13 protein-coding genes and 2 pseudogenes are annotated in these 17300 nt (G+C 44.4%); 3 read left to right on the top strand and 12 right to left on the bottom strand.

Annotated features, from left to right (window positions below; translation table 11 throughout):
* Positions 1 to 76 precede the first annotated feature (76 nt).
* The gene (locus C9I43_RS09460; protein ID WP_258191870.1) at positions 77 to 400 is read right to left on the bottom strand and encodes a hypothetical protein; all 324 of its coding nucleotides are present in this window, start codon (positions 398 to 400) and stop codon (positions 77 to 79) included.
* A gap of 124 nt (positions 401 to 524) precedes the next feature.
* On the opposite strand from C9I43_RS09460, the pseudogene rfbA reads away from it, so the two are divergent.
* The 3 genes and pseudogenes from rfbA (at position 525) to C9I43_RS09445 (ending at position 3082) form a co-directional block, all read left to right on the top strand.
* Positions 525 to 1411: pseudogene (rfbA, locus tag C9I43_RS09455) on the top strand (glucose-1-phosphate thymidylyltransferase RfbA).
* Positions 1401 to 1940: a dTDP-4-dehydrorhamnose 3,5-epimerase gene (gene rfbC / locus C9I43_RS09450; RefSeq protein ID WP_107883275.1), complete on the top strand. Its 540-nt coding sequence runs from the start codon at positions 1401 to 1403 to the stop codon at positions 1938 to 1940. The pseudogene rfbA and the gene rfbC overlap by 11 nt, the downstream one beginning before the upstream one ends.
* Positions 1941 to 1973: 33 nt before the next feature.
* Positions 1974 to 3082 (top strand): annotated as a pseudogene (locus C9I43_RS09445) (NADH:flavin oxidoreductase/NADH oxidase).
* A 107-nt stretch (positions 3083 to 3189) separates the two neighbouring features.
* On the opposite strand, the gene C9I43_RS09440 reads toward C9I43_RS09445, so the two are convergent.
* The 11 genes from C9I43_RS09440 to C9I43_RS09390 all read right to left on the bottom strand — a co-directional run bounded on the left by C9I43_RS09440 (position 3190) and on the right by C9I43_RS09390 (position 17285).
* Positions 3190 to 5568: a YjbH domain-containing protein gene (locus C9I43_RS09440; RefSeq protein ID WP_107883274.1), complete on the bottom strand. Its 2379-nt coding sequence runs from the start codon at positions 5566 to 5568 to the stop codon at positions 3190 to 3192.
* A complete protein-coding gene (locus tag C9I43_RS09435) occupies positions 5568 to 6344 on the bottom strand; it encodes a capsule biosynthesis GfcC family protein (protein WP_107883273.1) in 777 nt (258 codons plus the stop codon). The genes C9I43_RS09440 and C9I43_RS09435 overlap by 1 nt, the downstream gene beginning before the upstream one ends.
* Positions 6345 to 6354: 10 nt before the next feature.
* Entirely contained in the window at positions 6355 to 7062 is a 708-nt protein-coding gene (locus tag C9I43_RS09430; protein WP_107883272.1) for a YjbF family lipoprotein, read from the bottom strand.
* Positions 7063 to 7208: 146 nt separating this feature from the next.
* The gene (locus tag C9I43_RS09425) at positions 7209 to 7445 is read right to left on the bottom strand and encodes a hypothetical protein (RefSeq protein WP_107883271.1); all 237 of its coding nucleotides are present in this window, start codon (positions 7443 to 7445) and stop codon (positions 7209 to 7211) included.
* A gap of 153 nt (positions 7446 to 7598) precedes the next feature.
* Positions 7599 to 8732 carry a patatin-like phospholipase family protein gene (locus C9I43_RS09420; RefSeq protein ID WP_076499800.1) on the bottom strand — a complete coding sequence of 378 codons (1134 nt, stop codon included), beginning with the start codon at positions 8730 to 8732 and terminating at the stop codon, positions 7599 to 7601.
* Between the two features lie 239 nt (positions 8733 to 8971).
* Positions 8972 to 10687: a proline--tRNA ligase gene (locus C9I43_RS09415; protein ID WP_107883270.1), complete on the bottom strand. Its 1716-nt coding sequence runs from the start codon at positions 10685 to 10687 to the stop codon at positions 8972 to 8974.
* A gap of 166 nt (positions 10688 to 10853) precedes the next feature.
* Entirely contained in the window at positions 10854 to 11486 is a 633-nt protein-coding gene (locus C9I43_RS09410; RefSeq protein ID WP_107883269.1) for an acyltransferase, read from the bottom strand.
* Complete coding sequence (tsaA, locus tag C9I43_RS09405; protein WP_107883268.1) at positions 11487 to 12221, bottom strand: tRNA (N6-threonylcarbamoyladenosine(37)-N6)-methyltransferase TrmO; 735 nt, start codon at positions 12219 to 12221, stop codon at positions 11487 to 11489.
* A 169-nt stretch (positions 12222 to 12390) separates the two neighbouring features.
* Entirely contained in the window at positions 12391 to 12771 is a 381-nt protein-coding gene (gene rcsF, locus C9I43_RS09400; RefSeq protein ID WP_107883267.1) for an Rcs stress response system protein RcsF, read from the bottom strand.
* A 78-nt stretch (positions 12772 to 12849) separates the two neighbouring features.
* Positions 12850 to 14196: an amidohydrolase family protein gene (locus tag C9I43_RS09395; RefSeq protein WP_107883266.1), complete on the bottom strand. Its 1347-nt coding sequence runs from the start codon at positions 14194 to 14196 to the stop codon at positions 12850 to 12852.
* The gene (locus tag C9I43_RS09390) at positions 14196 to 17285 is read right to left on the bottom strand and encodes an amidohydrolase family protein (RefSeq protein WP_107883265.1); all 3090 of its coding nucleotides are present in this window, start codon (positions 17283 to 17285) and stop codon (positions 14196 to 14198) included. The genes C9I43_RS09395 and C9I43_RS09390 overlap by 1 nt, the downstream gene beginning before the upstream one ends.
* Positions 17286 to 17300 lie beyond the last annotated feature (15 nt).

Genomic DNA, 17300 nt, shown 5'->3' with positions numbered 1-17300 from the left:
CCGTCATCCTAAACCGCAAAGTAGCATGCCTAGATTCTAGCGCGAAGTCTCCTAGCAGCCAAACAACGCCCTTGCTCTATTTATATTGCCAAAACTCATCAAAAGTTTCGCCATCAAACATAGCAATATCGTGAAGACTCCTCCGTCGGCTACGTTGCTTTAATTCCATTTGTAACGCTTGTACTGTTTTTATCTTAGCCATTTTTGCAAGTAACTCTTCAGTTTCAATCGTGAGAACATCAGCGTATTGTGCTAAGTCCTTAGCACAATACGCTTTTGAACCACTACCAAAACGTTGCCAAATCATACTTTTAATATCATTGTCATTCTGCATTGATTGATAATCTCGATTTAACAAACCAATTTTAACCTGCAATGCAGCCTCAATACGTTTGACCATATGTACATCGGCCTCAAGCCTATGTATAGGTTAAACGACATCGTCCTAGTAATGCGGGGATCGTCTTCGCTTAATATGTTAAGATCAGCTACATAAACATCACAGCAAAGTGCTAAATTTATTCATGAGAAAAGGTATTTTACTGGCAGGCGGTACGGGCTCACGACTTTATCCTATGACGCAAGTTGTCTGTAAGCAACTCCTTCCTATATACGATAAACCGATGATTTATTATCCACTCGTCACCTTGATGCAGGCTAATATTCGGGATGTTTTAATTATTTGCACACCTTATGATCTATCGTTATTTCAAGCATTACTTGGCGATGGTGGTCGTTGGGGGCTTAAATTACAATATGCCGAGCAAGCATCGCCGGAAGGATTGGCGCAAGCACTGATGATTGCGGAGTCTTTTTTAGCCGGTGAGGCTTGTGCGCTTATTCTTGGTGATAATGTTTTTATGGCCAGCACTTAACGACTAATTTGAATCGAGCTTGGCAAACCCAATCAGGGGCGACCGTTTTTGGTTACCATGTGGCTAATCCTCATGCCTACGGTGTCATTGAATTCAATGATGCGGGTCACGTTCTTTCTATTGAGGAAAAGCCTCTGCATCCTCGTTCACATTACGCTATGCCGGGATTATATTTTTTTGATGGTAGAGCCGCTATGTTTGCAAAAACAGTTGTGCCTTCAGCAAGAGGTGAGTTAGAAATTGTCGATGTCATTCACCACTATTTAGCATTAGGGGAATTGCGAGTCGATATTTTAGGACGAGGAACTGCTTGGTTAGATACTGGTACACCGGATGCGATGGCTGAGGCAACGCAATTTGTTGCCGCGATAGAGAAACGCCAAGGTTTGAAGATTAATTGTCCGGAGGAAGTGGCATTTCACAATGGTTGGATCACTGCGTCACAATTAGCTGAATTAGCTCAACCTTTACTCAAAAGTGGTTATGGCGAGTATTTACTCGGTTTACTCGATAAGCAGGTATTTGATGAAATGTAGTGAAACTGAGTTGGCCGAAGTGCTGGTATTTGAACCAAAAGTATTTGGGGACGAACGAGGGTTCTTTATGGAGACGTTCAGGCAATCTTATTTTGATGCTTGTTTTACGGCTAAAGGATTTAAGCCGCCTATATTCGTGCAGCAAAACCATAGTCGCTCGCAACATAATGTCCTGCGTGGTTTACATTTCCAGCAACGAAAACCACAGGGTAAATTGGTGCGAGTCTGTGCTGGGAGCATTTTTGATGTTGCCGTGGATATACGAACCGGCTCAACAACCTATGGTCAATGGGTGGGGCGCGTGTTGTCGGCAGAGAACCATTTGCAAATGTGGACTCCACCAGGCTTTGCTCACGGGTTTTATGTGCTCAGTGATTATGCCGATGTTATCTACCAATGTACTCAGTATTATGATCCTGAAGATGAACGTATTTTAGCTTGGAATAGCAGCGACTTTTCTATTAATTGGCCATTGAGTGCCACGCCAATTTTATCGGCGAGAGATAGCGCCGCCAGTACACCACTATAAAACCATTCACTATGTGTATAAAAAGGAATGACGATGAGCATGTTATTTTCGCCTTTAATGTTAGGTCAGCTTGAGTTAGCTAACCGTATTATTATTGCCCCTATGTGCCAGTATTCGGCTATAAACGGACAGGCAACTGATTGGCATACAATTCATTTAGGCAGTATGGCGTTATCGGGTGCGGGAATGCTTATTTTAGAGGCCACTTCCGTTTTGCCCAATGGCCGAATTTCCTATGCTGATTTGGGACTATGGGATGATAAAACAGAAGCTGCGCTAGCGAATGTTCTTAAGTCAGTTCGTCAATACTCATCTATGCCGATGGCTATACAGCTTGCCCATGCGGGGCGTAAAGCATCAACTCGAAAGCCTTGGGAGGGCGGTGGCAGCATTGCACCTGATGAACCTAATGGTTGGCAGACATTAGCGCCTTCCGCTCAGGCTTTTAATGAAGACACAGCGTTACCTAGTGCGATGACATTTGATGAAATAGATGAGCTTATTGCGGCATTTGTGAGTTCAGCGCAACGAGCTGAGCGCAACGAGCTGAGCGCATAGGGCTTGATGCGATTGAGTTACATGCTGCCCATGGTTATTTATTGCATCAATTTTTATCTCCCTTATCAAACCAACGCCTAGATGAATACGGTGGCAGTTTAGAGAATCGATTGCGTTTATTATTGACGGTCTTTGATGCGGTGAAAGCCGTGATATCGCCTAAAATGGCGCTGGGCGTACGTATTTCAGCAACGGATTGGGTTGAAGGTGGCTGGGACTTAGTACAAAGTATCGTGTTGGCAAAAGAATTAGATGCCCGAGGGTGTGATTTTATTCATGTAAGCACTGGCGGTTTGAGTCCACTGCAACAAATCCCTGTAGCGGAGCACTTTCAGGTGCCTTTTGCCAAAGCGATTAAAGCTGAGGTGAATATGCCGGTGATTGCCGTTGGATTGATAACCGATGCGAATAAAGCCGAAGCGATTTTGGCTCAAGGGCAGGCTGATGCTATCGCGTTAGCGCGTAGCATGCTTTATAACCCACATTGGCCTTGGCATGCAGCAGCGACAATGGGCGCGACGGTTAAGGCACCGCCACAATATTTACGCTCAGCTCCCCATGCCGTGAAACCTCCCATAGTATAAAAAATTCCGCTAAGTATTGATAAGTTTATTATTTAAACAATTTATTTAGCAAAAAATGGGCAAGAGAATCAAATCTCTTTCCCATTTTTGTTTTAATGACCTATTAATTACTTTGTAGAATCAGCAATAGGTTTTGTATACCAAGGTGCGCGAGCATCTGTTACATCAAACAAGTTGTACTTACGACCGAGCATTTGGCCACCGTCTCGAGTTAATGGCATCCAAGAAAGGAAACCACGACTTTGAGTCGGTCTAATTGTCATTAAATCGAACGGAATTGAGATATAGAAGCCTTTAGTAAAGCTACCCTCACCATATTCTTCCGCTGATAGATTTGTTTTAGTCGCAAAGGCACCAACAATCACGCCACTATCAAACTGTTTAGATAAATCGATAGTCACACCTTTATCATCGCTAAGGTATTGACCCGCACTGACTTGAAGCAATGTATTTGGGAACCACGCTGGCTGATAATATGCCGTAGCATGCCCTGTCACCACGCCCGTTTGTACTCGATAAAATCTTCCGCTTGTAGGATCAACTTGCTGCTCATCCTCGAAGAAACCGAACATGCTGTCAGGGTCGCGTTGCTTGGCATAATTGACATTAAAGCCGAAGGCCCATTGACTATTGAGCGGGCGATAGAGGAATTCACTGCCCACGCCGCCATACATCATTTCCAAATAACCGCCATAGGCTTGGTAATAAATGTTATCGCTCAGGTTATCCATCCAAGTGAGCTGCAAATTAGTTGCTCTAACTGTCGAGTCTTGTACATACTGGCGAATCAGTGTTCTCACTCGTTTTAAATCAGTACCGTCAGGTGGGACGTCGTATAAAAATTTATCGTAATTATCGTAAAGGTTAAGATAAAGCGAGCCTGAAAGTTCTAAATTATCATTAAAACGATAGGCTGAACTTCCCGTCGCGCCTATGTTAAACATGTAGAAATCTTCAGAACCGCCGAAGGATTGCACCATAGTCGGTGATACATCAAAACTGAGCTTATCTAGCCAGTCCACATCGGTTTGAGTGACTAATGTGCCCTGTGGTGACCTTGGTATACTGACTTCGGTGCTATCGGCCATATCAGCATTGATATAACCGTAAGTGGCTACTTGCGCAAATTTGTCGGCGTCGATACGTGTCTCTGTGATCGGTTGGTTATAACGGGTTTCAATCAGACGATACTCAGTGATCATCTGCTTGTCTGTGTTATTCGCCAGTATCGTTGCCGCTCTATGATGGGCCTCTTTACGGTCCATGTACTTAAGCTGATTGGCGACTATGGTGACGCTATGGGTATCAAGATAAATTTTAGGATTATCGTAGCCGGCTATTTTGCTGAGATCTGCCGCCACTTTTTTCCAATCAGTTTGATTGAGCATCTGTGCGTTGATGGCGTTAGTCGACAGTTTTGGTGTATCCGTCTGCGTTGAAGGCTGCGCTGGGGCTATTATCGTAGGCTCAACTTTATAGACTGAAGTTATTACAGGCTCATCTTGTCTCTGTTTTGTGTCAGATGGCTTGCTAGGTATTTTATTCGCCATAGGTACTGCAGCAAGTGGCTGATATTTATCTGCAGGAGTATCACGTTTAATTTGTCGCAAATCATTGAAATTTGTTTGTAAGCTAACGCCTAATGTCCAAGTATTACCTCGCTCATAACTTAAGTGGAAATCGCTCCAACTTGTTGCGCGGTAAAGTAAGCCATAGTTAAATTTATTGTCTTGTGACATATCTATGCCACCGCGTACTACGGGGTAGTCAGATTGATAATCGTTGCTATCATATTCTACTTTAACGCGCAGTGGCTCCCAGGGTGTTTGATATTCAATACCACCATACAAGGCTGCGCAGCCTTTAAACCAGCGCTGGTAATCAACAGTCCCCCCTTCACCTCCATAGGAAGTGTCGCGATCGCAGTTATAGTTGAGATCCTTTTTATCAGAAGTTAGGTTGCCACTATTGCCAATATAACCCCAACCTACGCCCAGAGTGAAGTCTAGTGGACCGACTCGTTTGGTCGCGGCAATAAACTCACCATCGAATAATCCCGTGCCGCCAAAATCACGTACACCGATAGACGTTTCTGGAAGCCAGTTAGTTTCTTCAAGCAACCGGAGTTTAAAGTCTATACCTTTATCAGTTAGCTTAGAATTTCCACTGAAACTAGGATCATTACTGTAGAGTAGATCTTGTATTTGGGTGTAACGCACTGTGGTTTCAAACCAAGGGAAGAGCTGTACAGAGGCTGAAAAATGCTGATACTCAGAGTTATAGGTAGTTGCAAAATTAAACTCACCCTCGGGTGCCATTCGACCCGTTGGCATTTGCATTAAACCAACCCCGCCAAAGTCCGACTGTGATGCTAATAATGGGGGATAACTCAACTCATCGGCTTGGGCATGAAATAAAGGAAACAGGGTAAGAGCAATGGCAGAAAGCTTACATAAGGTAAGATTAGAATGGGTAAGGTTATTCATTACAGAGCCCGATTCCTTAGTAATTCAATAATATTGTTGTTCAATGTGCTGTAATCTTCTATTAAGTCTGAAAACCCAACATAAAGTACGGCACCAGGCGCAATATTTTGCGTTTGAGCATTCCAATACGCTATCGGTTGTTTTAGTGCTTTACCATCAGGCTGAATTATCCATACAAAACTATCGTCAGCGTTTTCTAATGGTTGGGCTTTCGCTAGATATTCTTGGCTACTCATATTGAACTGCCAATCCACACTGCCTGTTTTAGCGACTGCACCAACAATCGAGATCGTGGTTGGGCGAGGAGGTAAAACCAGTTCGAAGCGACCTGTAATGAGCGGATTGTATGAGTCAGTTATGCGAATGAGATCGAAATCTAATGGCTGCATAACACGCTGGCCAAGTTTTATTTGTCTTAAAAACTGCGCTAATTGCGCCAGTTTGGCGATATAGAGGCTGTCATCTGCAGCTTCACCCATTTGTGCTAGCTGAGATAGTGCTTCTTTACGTTTTGCTTCTAAAACTGCAGTATTTTGAACATCGAGCAGCGCTGCACCTAACCAATAAATGGGGACGACTTTAGCGTCACTATTATGCGTTGGAAGCTGTTGTAGGCTGTCTTGTACTATTTGCTCAAGTCGAACCGCAGCAGGATAATGGAGCCGAACGGGTGCATCTTGGCTTGATGACGTTGTCACTAAAACCTGTGTATCAGCCTGAGTGATGGTACTAAAAACACTGCCAAGTAGTACTGAGAGTAATAAATAAGATCTCATCATATATCCATTAAGACGCAAACGATTTGAGTAAGGTCATTTCAATAAAAGGCTGATTTGGGGCAATTTTTTGACGGCTCTTAATCACATGTCCTGTCTCTGGCACGAGCCAAAATTCATTTTGATACTGAATATTCAGATTATCGACGACAACGGATTCAAGGTAATGTAGTGCTTGAGTCGGAGTCTCATTGATAAGAATGGTTTCTGTAGCAATAAAATCGAAATGTGAGTTGACCTTATAGCCAAAGTGGTAACCAGGCTGCCAATCAATGGTGCGAGTCCACGTTTTGGGCGTAGTGTCTAAATGCAACCCTAATAGTAGAGGGTCGGGTTGCTGACTTTCTACAGCGACTAAATCACCTGTTAAGAGATTATGCGTCTTCACCAAACGGCCATTGACTGTGACTAGCATGGCTTTATCGGCTGATAGCCATTTAAGTTCTTTAACTGCCGGAGTGGGTTGCTGATTTAAGGTAAATGGAAGTTCTGCGAGGGCAAGTACAATGAAAGCCTGTGGTACATCGTCAATTTTGGCATAAATACTGGCATAAGGAATGTCATTAACTTGTTGTGTTGACAGCACGGTATCTTTGTCACCGATAAATGCTAATGTTAAGGTGTCGTTAAGAGCACTGATCCTTTGGCTACAAGCTGTTGTATTCATTAATACAATCGAGATTGTAAGTAGTGATAGTAATTTTTTTTGTATACGCATCCGAGTTGCTTATTCTCAATAGGATTAAATATCGAATTTAAAAAGGAAACTGACAGTTTTAAGTGATGAGTTTAGCTATGTAAATGCTTTAAAAAAAACAACCGCCAATAAGGCGGCTGTTTAATAGTTTACTAACTAATAGTGGCTTAGTTGCCAGAGCCAGTAGTTGTACCAGTACCAGTAGTGGTAATTGGGTTACCATCAGAGCTGTTAGAGATAACAACTGCGCCAGCAATTGCAGCAGCAGCGGCAATGCTACCAGCAACGATAGCGCCAGTGCTTGCGCCTGAAGTTGTACCTGCTGTTTCACCTTCAGCTGCAGTTGCAGTCATTGAACCAAATGCAGTCATTGCAACGATAAGTGCTAGTGAAGTTTTTTTCATGGTGATTCCCTTTTTGAAAAATTACGTAATGCTCAGATAATCTAGTAAAACATAATAAGTGATGTAAATAAAATTATCAATGTTAAATCGATTAGCTGGCTCATACTAAAGTTGGAATTATTAGCGTTAAAATTCAAACCGTATGCTTTATTTCTATCGGGTATTTTCTAAGTCAAAAAATGCTTTAATTGAATCCATTTGCGCCATGGCATCTTTATAGCCTAAGTCTATAAGCGCGCTGGTATAGTTTTTTTCAAATAATAAATAGGACACAATACTCGAATCCGATTGCCTATCTATACCAATAAATCTGAGTAAGGTTTTTACTGCCCATGGCATGTCATCGTAGAAACGGGCAGCGATTTTACTGAGGTCTTCACTGGGCTTTATTACTAATGTTTTAATCGGATGTAGGGCGAGTTTAGCACGGCCTGCTTCTGGGATCTGAGTTAAGGTGTTATTAATTCTTTCGAGTCGCTCAAGATCGCTGTTCAAGGTGTCAGAAAAAATAGTATCCAGCAGATGGCCTGCAATGGTAGCTGTTTTAGGATGGTATTCAGCTTTCATCACCGCATATTTATGTGGATTGTCTAAGTTAATCACAAAAAGTTTGTTAGCCCCCAAGTGAATAGGGCTCGAAAGCGGCGCGAGTTGATGGACTGAACCATCGCCATAATAAGCTTGGTTGAGTTTAATTGAGGGGAAAACCATTGGTATTGCTGAGCTGGCGAGTAAATGCTCCGTGTTAAGCATCATGCGTTCGCCGCTGCGCCTTGCACGAGTCCAGTTTTCAAGATCGCGTGTGGCTTGGAAAAAGGTTACCGAGCGAGAATTATTATAACAAGAGGCATCGACGCTTAGAGCGTTAAGTGCACCACTGCGAATATTACGATCAATGCGTTTAAAATCGATTAACTTATTGAGCAATTTTCTGAGCGGTTCGTTATCGAGCAAGCTGCCAGCATCGGTATTAACCTTATCATCTTGCATGCCTTTGATTGCCATTTTAGCCAGATGACTCAACACGCCAATCACTGATGCGTGGTAGACTTTTTGGGTTTCAAAATGACGCCATACCCATTCGAGCTTTTTAACACCAAGATGAAAGCAAGAAGCATGGGTTGCAATGGACGTACCATTGATTGCGCCCGCCGATGTGCCACAAATAATTTTAAACGGAATGCCGTGATTGCGTGGGTAAAGCTGAACCAGTGCTTTTAGCACGCCGACTTGATAGGCGGCTCTGGCGCCGCCGCCACCTAATACTAATGCGGTTGATGTTGGCAATATTCAGACTCAATGTATTATTGTAATTATCTGATTAAAGCAATGCTGCGCTATAAAAAGCAAGTCAGGAACTTAGATTCGTGTATTTTTTATTAAAATGATTCATTGATGTGTGATATCCAGATAACTTCAAGCACCTTTAAATTTCAATTGTCAGTAATTAATAAAAAACGCACTTAAGCTGAGCCCAAGTGCGTTTGTATGTCGATATTGCGCTAAATCAAACCTAGCGTTTAGGCTTAGCCTTTAACAGCATTTTTCAGGAAATCGAGCAGTTGATCGAATGGAATATCTTGTTTTTCACCGGTGCGGCGGTTTTTGTATTCAAAAACGCCCGCATCGATGTTGCGATCGCCAATCACCACAGTATGTGGGATACCAATTAGTTCCATATCGGCGAACATCACGCCTGGGCGTTCTTTACGATCGTCCAGCAGCACGTCGATACCTGCTTCGTTTAAGTCTTTGTATAACTGCTCGGCGATATCGGTTACGCGGTGCGACTTGTGCATGTTCATTGGTAGAATGCCCACGCTAAATGGCGCAATCGCTTCTGGCCAAATGATGCCACGGTCATCGAAGTTTTGCTCGATGGCTGCCGCCACAATACGGCTCACGCCAACACCGTAACAACCCATCAATAACACCTGTGACTTGCCGTTTTCGTCAAGTACTGTTGCGTTCATTGATTTTGAGTAGCTAGTACCTAGTTGGAAAATATGTCCTACTTCAATACCGCGCGCCATAGCATAAGTACCTAAACCATCAGGTGTTGGCTCGCCTTCGACGACGTTACGGATATCGGCAACTTGTGCAGTCGGTAGGTCACGTTCCCAGTTGATACCCAAGTAATGTTTATCATCGATGTTAGCACCAGCGGCAAAATCGTTCATTACGCTAACGCTATGATCAATAACGATAGGGATGTTAAGACCGATAGGGCCAAGTGAGCCAGGACCTGCGCCAATGGCATCACGAATTAAGGCTTCTGATGCCATTTCTAATGGTGAGGCGACTAAGTCTAATTTGTCGGCTTTGACTTCGTTGAGTTCATGATCACCACGAACAATTAGTGCCACTAACGGCGTTGCTTCTGTCGCGCCCACTACAATCAAGGTTTTGACTGTTTTAGTGATATCTAAATTAAACTGCTCAACTAATTCAGCAATGGTTTTTGCATTTGGGGTATCGATTAAACGCAACTCTTCAGTGGCAGCGCCGCGAGGCTCAGTTGGCATGGGTGACTGCGCTTTCTCAATGTTAGCCGCGTAATCGCTGCCCGTTGAGTAAGCAATTAAATCTTCACCGCTTTGCGCTAGAACGTGGAACTCGTGTGACATGCTGCCACCAATAGAGCCAGTGTCAGCTAATACAGGACGGAAGGCTAAACCCATGCGCGATAGAATATTGCTATAGGCTGTGTACATGGCCTCATAGGTTTCATTCATGGTATCGACGTCAAGGTGAAAAGAGTAGGCGTCTTTCATCAAGAATTCGCGTGAGCGCATCATGCCAAAACGTGGGCGTACTTCGTCACGGAATTTAGTTTGGATTTGGTAAAGGTTCAGCGGTAATTGCTTGTATGAGCTGACTTCTTTACGAATAAGATCGGTAATCACTTCTTCGTGGGTTGGACCCAGTACAAAGTCGCGATTGTGACGATCTTTAAAGCGTAGCAGTTCAGGGCCAAACTTTTCCCAGCGACCTGTTTCAACCCACAAGTCTGCTGGTTGCACCATAGGCATTAGAATTTCAATTGCACCGGCTTTGTTCATTTCTTCACGAACAATCGCTTCGACTTTACGCAGTACGCGTAAACCCGTGGGAAGGTAGCTATAAAGGCCCGAGGCATTACGACGGATCATGCCCGCACGTAACATTAATTGATGACTAATGACTTCTGCGTTGGCAGGAGTTTCTTTTTGTGTTGATAGCAGGTACTTGCTGACGCGCATTACCGATGTCCAAATTTGAGTTGAATGGTCGCCATTTTATCACCTGCTTTGATGATGTCACCTATGGATTTAGGTTAAATTCAACTAGCTGGGAGACAAATAGCATTTTTGAGAGGATTACTGAGCTAAAGGAGAGCAATTTAACTGGTGAGGTGCATTGGCAGCTTTAGCTTTTATCACGCCTGTCGCCAATCACTTTGGCGGGGTTGCCTGCTACTATCGCCCAGTCGGGCACATCTTTAGTGACTATGCTACCCATACCAACCACAGCGTGATCGCCAATCGTCACACCATCGACGATACCGGCCTGAGCGCCAATCCACACATCTTTACCTATAACAATGCCTTTGGAGTTCGCAGGCTGTTGATAAATGGGCGTCTCTGGCGACATACCATGGTTAAAGGCGTAAAGGGTGACATTATTGGCGATGCGGGTTTGACTACCTATCTGGATACCGACTCTGCCGCCATCAAAGGAGCATCCATGATTAATCGCCACTTCATCGCCTAGCGTGATTGGCCCGTGTAAAAAACACTCGGCGGCGATCATGCAACGATTACCCATGCGGATATCACGATTGGGTTCAGCAAATAACTGTGCTTCGGGGGCGATAAAACAGTGCTCACCGATGCTGACCGTTTCGAGGGCGCAAAGTTTTGCTTGAATGTGATCTTGCCAAGGCTTTGCCCAGACTAAATGTTTTTCTTTTAAAGAAAAATACAGCCATGGCATCCAAGATAGGCGCTTCTTGTGTTGGCTTTGATAATCGGGCTCTATTGTTGATATGGGCGCTGACATTTAGCCACATTTCCCCGGTTTGAGTTCTAATACCAAGATGTATTCTTGACCATTATCATCGACAGCCATTTGCCAAAAAATGTCTAAGTCATAGAGCGCGACTTGATATAACTTAGGGTCGTCTTTGGCTTTTTTGTAGGCGGGGCGCGGATCTTGCCCTAGCACACCGCGGATAAGCACGGCTAAATCGGTGTAGGTTTCCTGCTGGGCGTAATGCTCTATCTGCGTCTTGGCATTGTCGGAATACACCACGCTAATCAGTTTAGGTGCGTCTTGAGCAATGCCGCCGATAGCATCAATAATTGAATCCGAAAATGGAATGTAAGGCTTTATATCGATAATCGGCGTGCCATCGAGCAGATCCATACCGGAAATCTCGAGGCATACTTTACCTTTGCGCTGCACCACGCCGTGCAGTTTCACCACTGATTGACCTATACCATTGGGGCGAAAAGTGGAGCGAGTGGCGAATACGCCGAGTTTTTCATTGCCACCTAATCGCGGTGGTCTGACTGTAGTTTTCCAACCTTGGGCAAGATTCTCATGGAAGCAAAAAAGCAGCCAGAGATGGGAATACTGCTCTATGCCACGTACCGCATCGATATGATTCACATGGGGTTCAAGTTCAACATAGCCGCGAGCCTCAACGAGCCCGGGTTGTCTTGGTATGCCAAATTTTTGTTTGTAGGGCGTGCGGCATGTCGCTACTGCAACAATTTGGTTGGTAAATGTCATGCAAAAATTACCTAAAAGGGTATGTATAACAACCGCCTAAGTTCATCATTTAACGCCCATTTTCAAACGCTAATTATGCAGCGTCAATAAGAGGCGTTAGCCATTAAGCGGTTGGTAGGACAATCTCAGAGCATCGAAACGCGAGCAGTTCGCTTGCTCTGCGTAGGATTTACTCTGCAGTAGCTGTTTTGATTGCTTGGCCAACGCATAAGGCGCGGCTAATACAGCCCTGGGCAGCCTCTTCAAATATCACACATTGCTTGATAACAATACCATTAGCGCCTTTATCTGCGGCGTTACGGCGGGCTTCGGTTCTTGCATCGGCTAATGACGCGGGTGCACCGTTAAGATCGGCCTGACAGGATTCCCCTTGTACCAAACCTTTTAATTCGTAATGACCTTTTGGCAAGGTATCGCCTTCATAAAGGGTGACATCGGATGCCTTAAAATAGTCATTGATCGCCTCACCATCCAAATTACTGTTAAAACTGTAGTCGCTTGCACAGGCACTGAGCAGGAGCACTAATGCACTTGAGAGGATAATTTTCATGGTTTGACCTGAGGTTGAGGGGAAAACTGCGCAACCTTGGTAGGCTGCGCCGATGCGATATTATTATCTGAGTAAATTCTACCGCTTAAGGTACTTTTGATAAAGCTGCTGATGGCGATTATTCAGATCTATCTGTCGCCCTTCAATCCAGATAGCGTCGATTTTATTGGTCATAGGGTCGAGAATGTCACCTTCGGACAGCACAACACTGCCTTGATACCCTACGGCAATCGCCCCTAAATCCTCGATACCTAATAGTTTTGCGGCATCTAAGGTGATGGATTTCAGTGCCTGTTCAGGTGTTAAACCATAGGCAGCACTGTAGCCTGCGGCATAGGGCAAGTTACGGCTATTCCAATCCGATGAGAACCCAAGAGCGAAGGGTATGCCAGCATTAGCGAGTAAAGATGGGATTTTAAAGGGTAAATCCACCGGCTCGTCTTTACGCCTTGGCAGACTCAAGGTATGTGGATAAATAACCCCAGCATTAACATCTTTAAGGCTTGAGGCTAAACGCCACGCATCATATCCGCCAACAATCACCAGTTTGAATTGGTACTTTTTCGTCAAGGCGATCACTTGCTCAATTTGGCCAACGCTATCAGCATGGGCAAACAATGTCGCTTTGCCTTGGTATAGCGGTAACATAGCCTGCCAGCGTAGGTTGTTGGTTGCAGACTGTGGCGTTTCATGTTTATTTTTGTCTTTGCTTTTGGCTTTATCACTTAAAAAATAGCGATAGCCATCTTCAAAAGCGATATTGAGATCATTAATCGCCTGCTGATTTTTCTCTAGCGCTTTAGCTTTTTTCTTTTCATCCTCAGGCATGTATTTGATGTGTGGCCAATAGACATGGAACTGACCCGCAGTGGGCGTTAACGCATCTTCAATTGTCCACGCATCAAGATTGACCAGTACCGATTGTCCCGCTAAACCATCGCCATTGGGGACGATTTGTGCATGGGTAATACCGTTGAAGCGTATGGTCGGGATCAGCTCAGAATCAGGGTTATAAGCTGTGGCGGTGCTGACTTGTGGATTGATATAACCCACCTCGGCGTTATCAACCGTGGGGCGGCTCATTTCAATTTCGACCAAACCTAAGCTGGTGTCTAGGGCGATTAAGCCCGGATACAAGTGTTTACCGCTGGCATCGACGACTTGAGTGTCATTGGTTTCTGCGGTTGCACTGTTGGTTTGGCTGGTCAGTTGAGGTCCAACGGCCGTGATCTTGCCATTTTCAATCAAGATGTCGGTGTTGTTGAGTACGCCTTGGCTAACGGTGTGCACAGTGGCATTTTTAATCAGTATGCTGCGGCTTTGTTTAGGCGTAGGCACGATATCGTTGGCTATAGCAGGGGATAGCGTGGTGAAAATTGCGCCCAGTAACGCCGCAAAAAAAACGAGTTTAGATGAATGTTGCATTATTTGGCTCCCTGATGAGCTTGGCCCCATGCCTGATAGTGGGTATCACAGTGCCACTGAGGCTCGTTAAGTGGCGTGACTTTTTCACCCGCTTTGGCTTGCTCATCACTGTTTAGAATTTTTTGAATAAGGGCTGCGCGCTCATTGACTATAACTTGCTGGGCGAGCAGGTCTTGGTCGCGGTCAAAATAGCGTTTGCCTTCAACCCAGGCCTGCGTCACTTTGGCATAAATGGATAGCGGCTCGGCGTTCCACAGCACAATATCGGCCACTTTCCCTGTAGTAAGTGAACCCACAAACTCATCGACTCTTAATTGCTTAGCCGGATTGATGGTGACCATGTTCCAAGCATCTTCCTTCGACATATTGCAATACATCATAGACTTAGCCGCTTCTTGGTTGAGTCTGCGCTGCATTTCATAGTCGTCTGAGTTAATGCTGGTGGTCACGCCTTTGTTTTGCATAAGGCATGCGTTTTGCGGAATCGCATCATACACCTCAAATTTATAGGCCCACCAGTCGGCAAAGGTTGAGGCACCAGCGCCATGGGCTGCCAGTTCACTCGCTACTTTGTAACCTTCAAGTACATGGGTAAAGGTTTGTACCTTAAAGTGATAGGCCTCGGCTAGACGGATAAACATCAGGATTTCTGACTGCACATAGGAGTGGATATGTACATCACGTTGCTGATTTAAAACCTCGGCCACCGCTTGTAAACGATAACTTGGGCGTGGCGCGATAGTTTTCTTTTTATCGCTGGCGCGCAAATCATCATAGTTTTTTAATGCGTCCTCATAGGCAAGTGCGGCATCGAAGGTTTCCTCGAAAAATGCTTTAACGCCCATACGTGTTTGCGGGAAGCGCTGTACAAATTTCTCCCCCCAGTTGCTCTGCTTAACGTTTTCACCTAAGGCAAATTTAATACTGGCGGGTGCGTTAGCAAACTTAAGTTGCTCGGCTGACTCGCCCCATTTCATTTTGATTAACTGGGCTTGGCCACCAATCGGGTTGGCACTGCCGTGGAGCAATTGTGCGCTAGTGACGCCGCCCGCTAAGGCGCGATAGAGTGAAATATCATCGGGATTAATCACATCACCAATGCGCACCTCAGAGGTAACCGCATCAGTGCCTTCGTTGGTGCCGCCATTTATGGCGATATGTGAGTGTTCATCTATTATGCCCGCAGTAAGATGTTTACCCGTTGCATCGAGTACTTGGTAACCAGATGGTGTACTTAATTGCTGACCAATTTTTTCGATACGGCCATTAGCCATCAAGAGATCAGCATGTTTGACAATGCCTTGCTTATCTGATGTCCACAGGGTGGCATTTTTGATATGCAGTTTTTCAACATTAGGCACTTCACTCAGGCCGTAAGCGACGTTAGGGAAGGTGAGATGACTCACTAAGTTTGCGCTGGCCTCATTCTTTAAAGTTTTTTTACTTTCATTATCAATACTGTTAAGCGCTACAGAGTGTGCTATCGCAATGCCTGTAACATTAGTGGTGCGACTCTTAGCATCAGTCATCCGCCCCTGTATGCCGTCTTTTGTCATCCATAACGTAAAACGACTCAGGCCATTGATACCCGCAGCGCTTAAATCTACGGTAAAGCTCAATTTGCCATCGTCATCTAACTGAGGTTGATTAAGAGTAATACTGTTATCGCCACTACTTAAGTTGCCTTCGATTTTTGGCTTATCATTTTTACTGACATCTTGTAGCGATAAATCTAGCGTAAGGTTATCAAGGTTTAATTGATAGTCGCCGAGTAATTTAGCCTGCGCGAGTGAACGAACTGTTTGCGCTTGCCCCTGTAACCAGACGCTATAAATCAGCCCATCTTTAAAGATATTGCCTTTAGTGATAACAAAGTCAGCCATATAACCAGGCTCGAGTTTGCCGGTAAAATTATCAGTACCTGCCATCTTCGCGGCTTGGGTCGTGAGTGCGGCTAAAGCTTGATCTTCACTTAGGCCTTGATTAATTGCTTGGCGCAGACGCGGCCAAAAATCTTCAGTCTTAATACCAAATTGTGTCAATGCAAACGGAATACCTGCTTTGGCAACTGTTGCTGGGTTCGTTGGTGCACGTTCCCATTGCCTTAGCTCTGCCAGTGACACTTCGCGCTCAGCGTCATCCGTACCAACATCGGGCGCCTGTGGATAGTTCAATGGCAAGATTAGCGGGTAGTTCAGCGCCTTTAACTCATTGATACGCGAGTATTCTTGACCATTACCTAAGAGATTGGCAGGTAATTTATGTGCTTTGAGTAAATGGGCTGCACGCAATTGGTCGTTGAGATTTTGGGTTTCAAAGATAATTTGTTTATCAGCTAAATTATCTAAGCGCTCAAAGGCAATATTAAATTCTATTTGATTGTTTATTGCGCTATTAGTGGGTTTGTTTTTATTTTCGTTATACCAATTGGCATCGGCAAAAGTTTGTCTAATAAGGGCAATACTGCCCATTAATGATTCTGGATAATCTTGCTCAGATGTGCCTTTATCAAATGCCATAAAAGGTTGGCTACGGGCGCGGTAAATAATTTCGTTGGCCGTTTTATCCGCGAGTGAAAGACTAACACCTGTACCGCGGAAGATACCGTCGAGCTTGCTACTTTGCACGCTAGTAAAGCCATTATTAATCCACTCTTTAGCGCGTTCTTTATCGGGGTATACGTAATTAAACCATTCTTTTTCAGAATGAATAGCGCCGTTGTCAGCGTTACCACCAATACGTTTAATATCATAGACTGGACGCGTAAGCCCAAGTTTAGGATATTTGAATTCAATACCATAATCGGTAAATGGATCGATAAACCCCGGGTAAATAGTATAACCACTTAAGTCGATTTCAAATGCCCCTGCGGGAATGTTACCGTGTTCGATAATGGCTTTAATTCGATTGTTTTCAACTAATAAAGTTGCATTACTTAAGTGCTTGCCGGGGGCGATAATTAATTCGGCATGGGTAAGTGCAGTTAGTTTATTGGGTGTTGTTCCAGTATTGTTTTCAGCAAATACTGTCAGTGATATTAAGCTAGCTATTATGCTGCAGCTTATAATTATCTTATTGTTTATCTGCATTATTTTATTCAATTT

Origin of the sequence: Shewanella morhuae (genome assembly GCF_003028295.1) — a bacterium.
GTDB lineage: Bacteria > Pseudomonadota > Gammaproteobacteria > Enterobacterales > Shewanellaceae > Shewanella > Shewanella morhuae.
This window is presented reverse-complemented; position numbering and strand designations above follow the sequence as displayed.

What these genes read in the sequence shown, in the direction of transcription:
- C9I43_RS09390 (WP_107883265.1), bottom strand. Translation starts at nt 17,285, where the DNA reads ATGCAGATAAACAATAAGATAATTATAAGCTGCAGCATAATAGCTAGC.
- C9I43_RS09410 (WP_107883269.1), bottom strand. Translation starts at nt 11,486, where the DNA reads ATGTCAGCGCCCATATCAACAATAGAGCCCGATTATCAAAGCCAACAC.
- rcsF (WP_107883267.1), bottom strand. Translation starts at nt 12,771, where the DNA reads ATGAAAATTATCCTCTCAAGTGCATTAGTGCTCCTGCTCAGTGCCTGT.
- C9I43_RS09440 (WP_107883274.1), bottom strand. Translation starts at nt 5,568, where the DNA reads ATGAATAACCTTACCCATTCTAATCTTACCTTATGTAAGCTTTCTGCC.
- C9I43_RS09430 (WP_107883272.1), bottom strand. Translation starts at nt 7,062, where the DNA reads ATGCGTATACAAAAAAAATTACTATCACTACTTACAATCTCGATTGTA.
- C9I43_RS09395 (WP_107883266.1), bottom strand. Translation starts at nt 14,196, where the DNA reads ATGCAACATTCATCTAAACTCGTTTTTTTTGCGGCGTTACTGGGCGCA.
- rfbC (WP_107883275.1), top strand. Translation starts at nt 1,401, where the DNA reads ATGAAATGTAGTGAAACTGAGTTGGCCGAAGTGCTGGTATTTGAACCA.
- C9I43_RS09435 (WP_107883273.1), bottom strand. Translation starts at nt 6,344, where the DNA reads ATGAGATCTTATTTATTACTCTCAGTACTACTTGGCAGTGTTTTTAGT.
- tsaA (WP_107883268.1), bottom strand. Translation starts at nt 12,221, where the DNA reads ATGACATTTACCAACCAAATTGTTGCAGTAGCGACATGCCGCACGCCC.
- C9I43_RS09415 (WP_107883270.1), bottom strand. Translation starts at nt 10,687, where the DNA reads ATGCGCGTCAGCAAGTACCTGCTATCAACACAAAAAGAAACTCCTGCC.
- C9I43_RS09460 (WP_258191870.1), bottom strand. Translation starts at nt 400, where the DNA reads ATGGTCAAACGTATTGAGGCTGCATTGCAGGTTAAAATTGGTTTGTTA.
- C9I43_RS09425 (WP_107883271.1), bottom strand. Translation starts at nt 7,445, where the DNA reads ATGAAAAAAACTTCACTAGCACTTATCGTTGCAATGACTGCATTTGGT.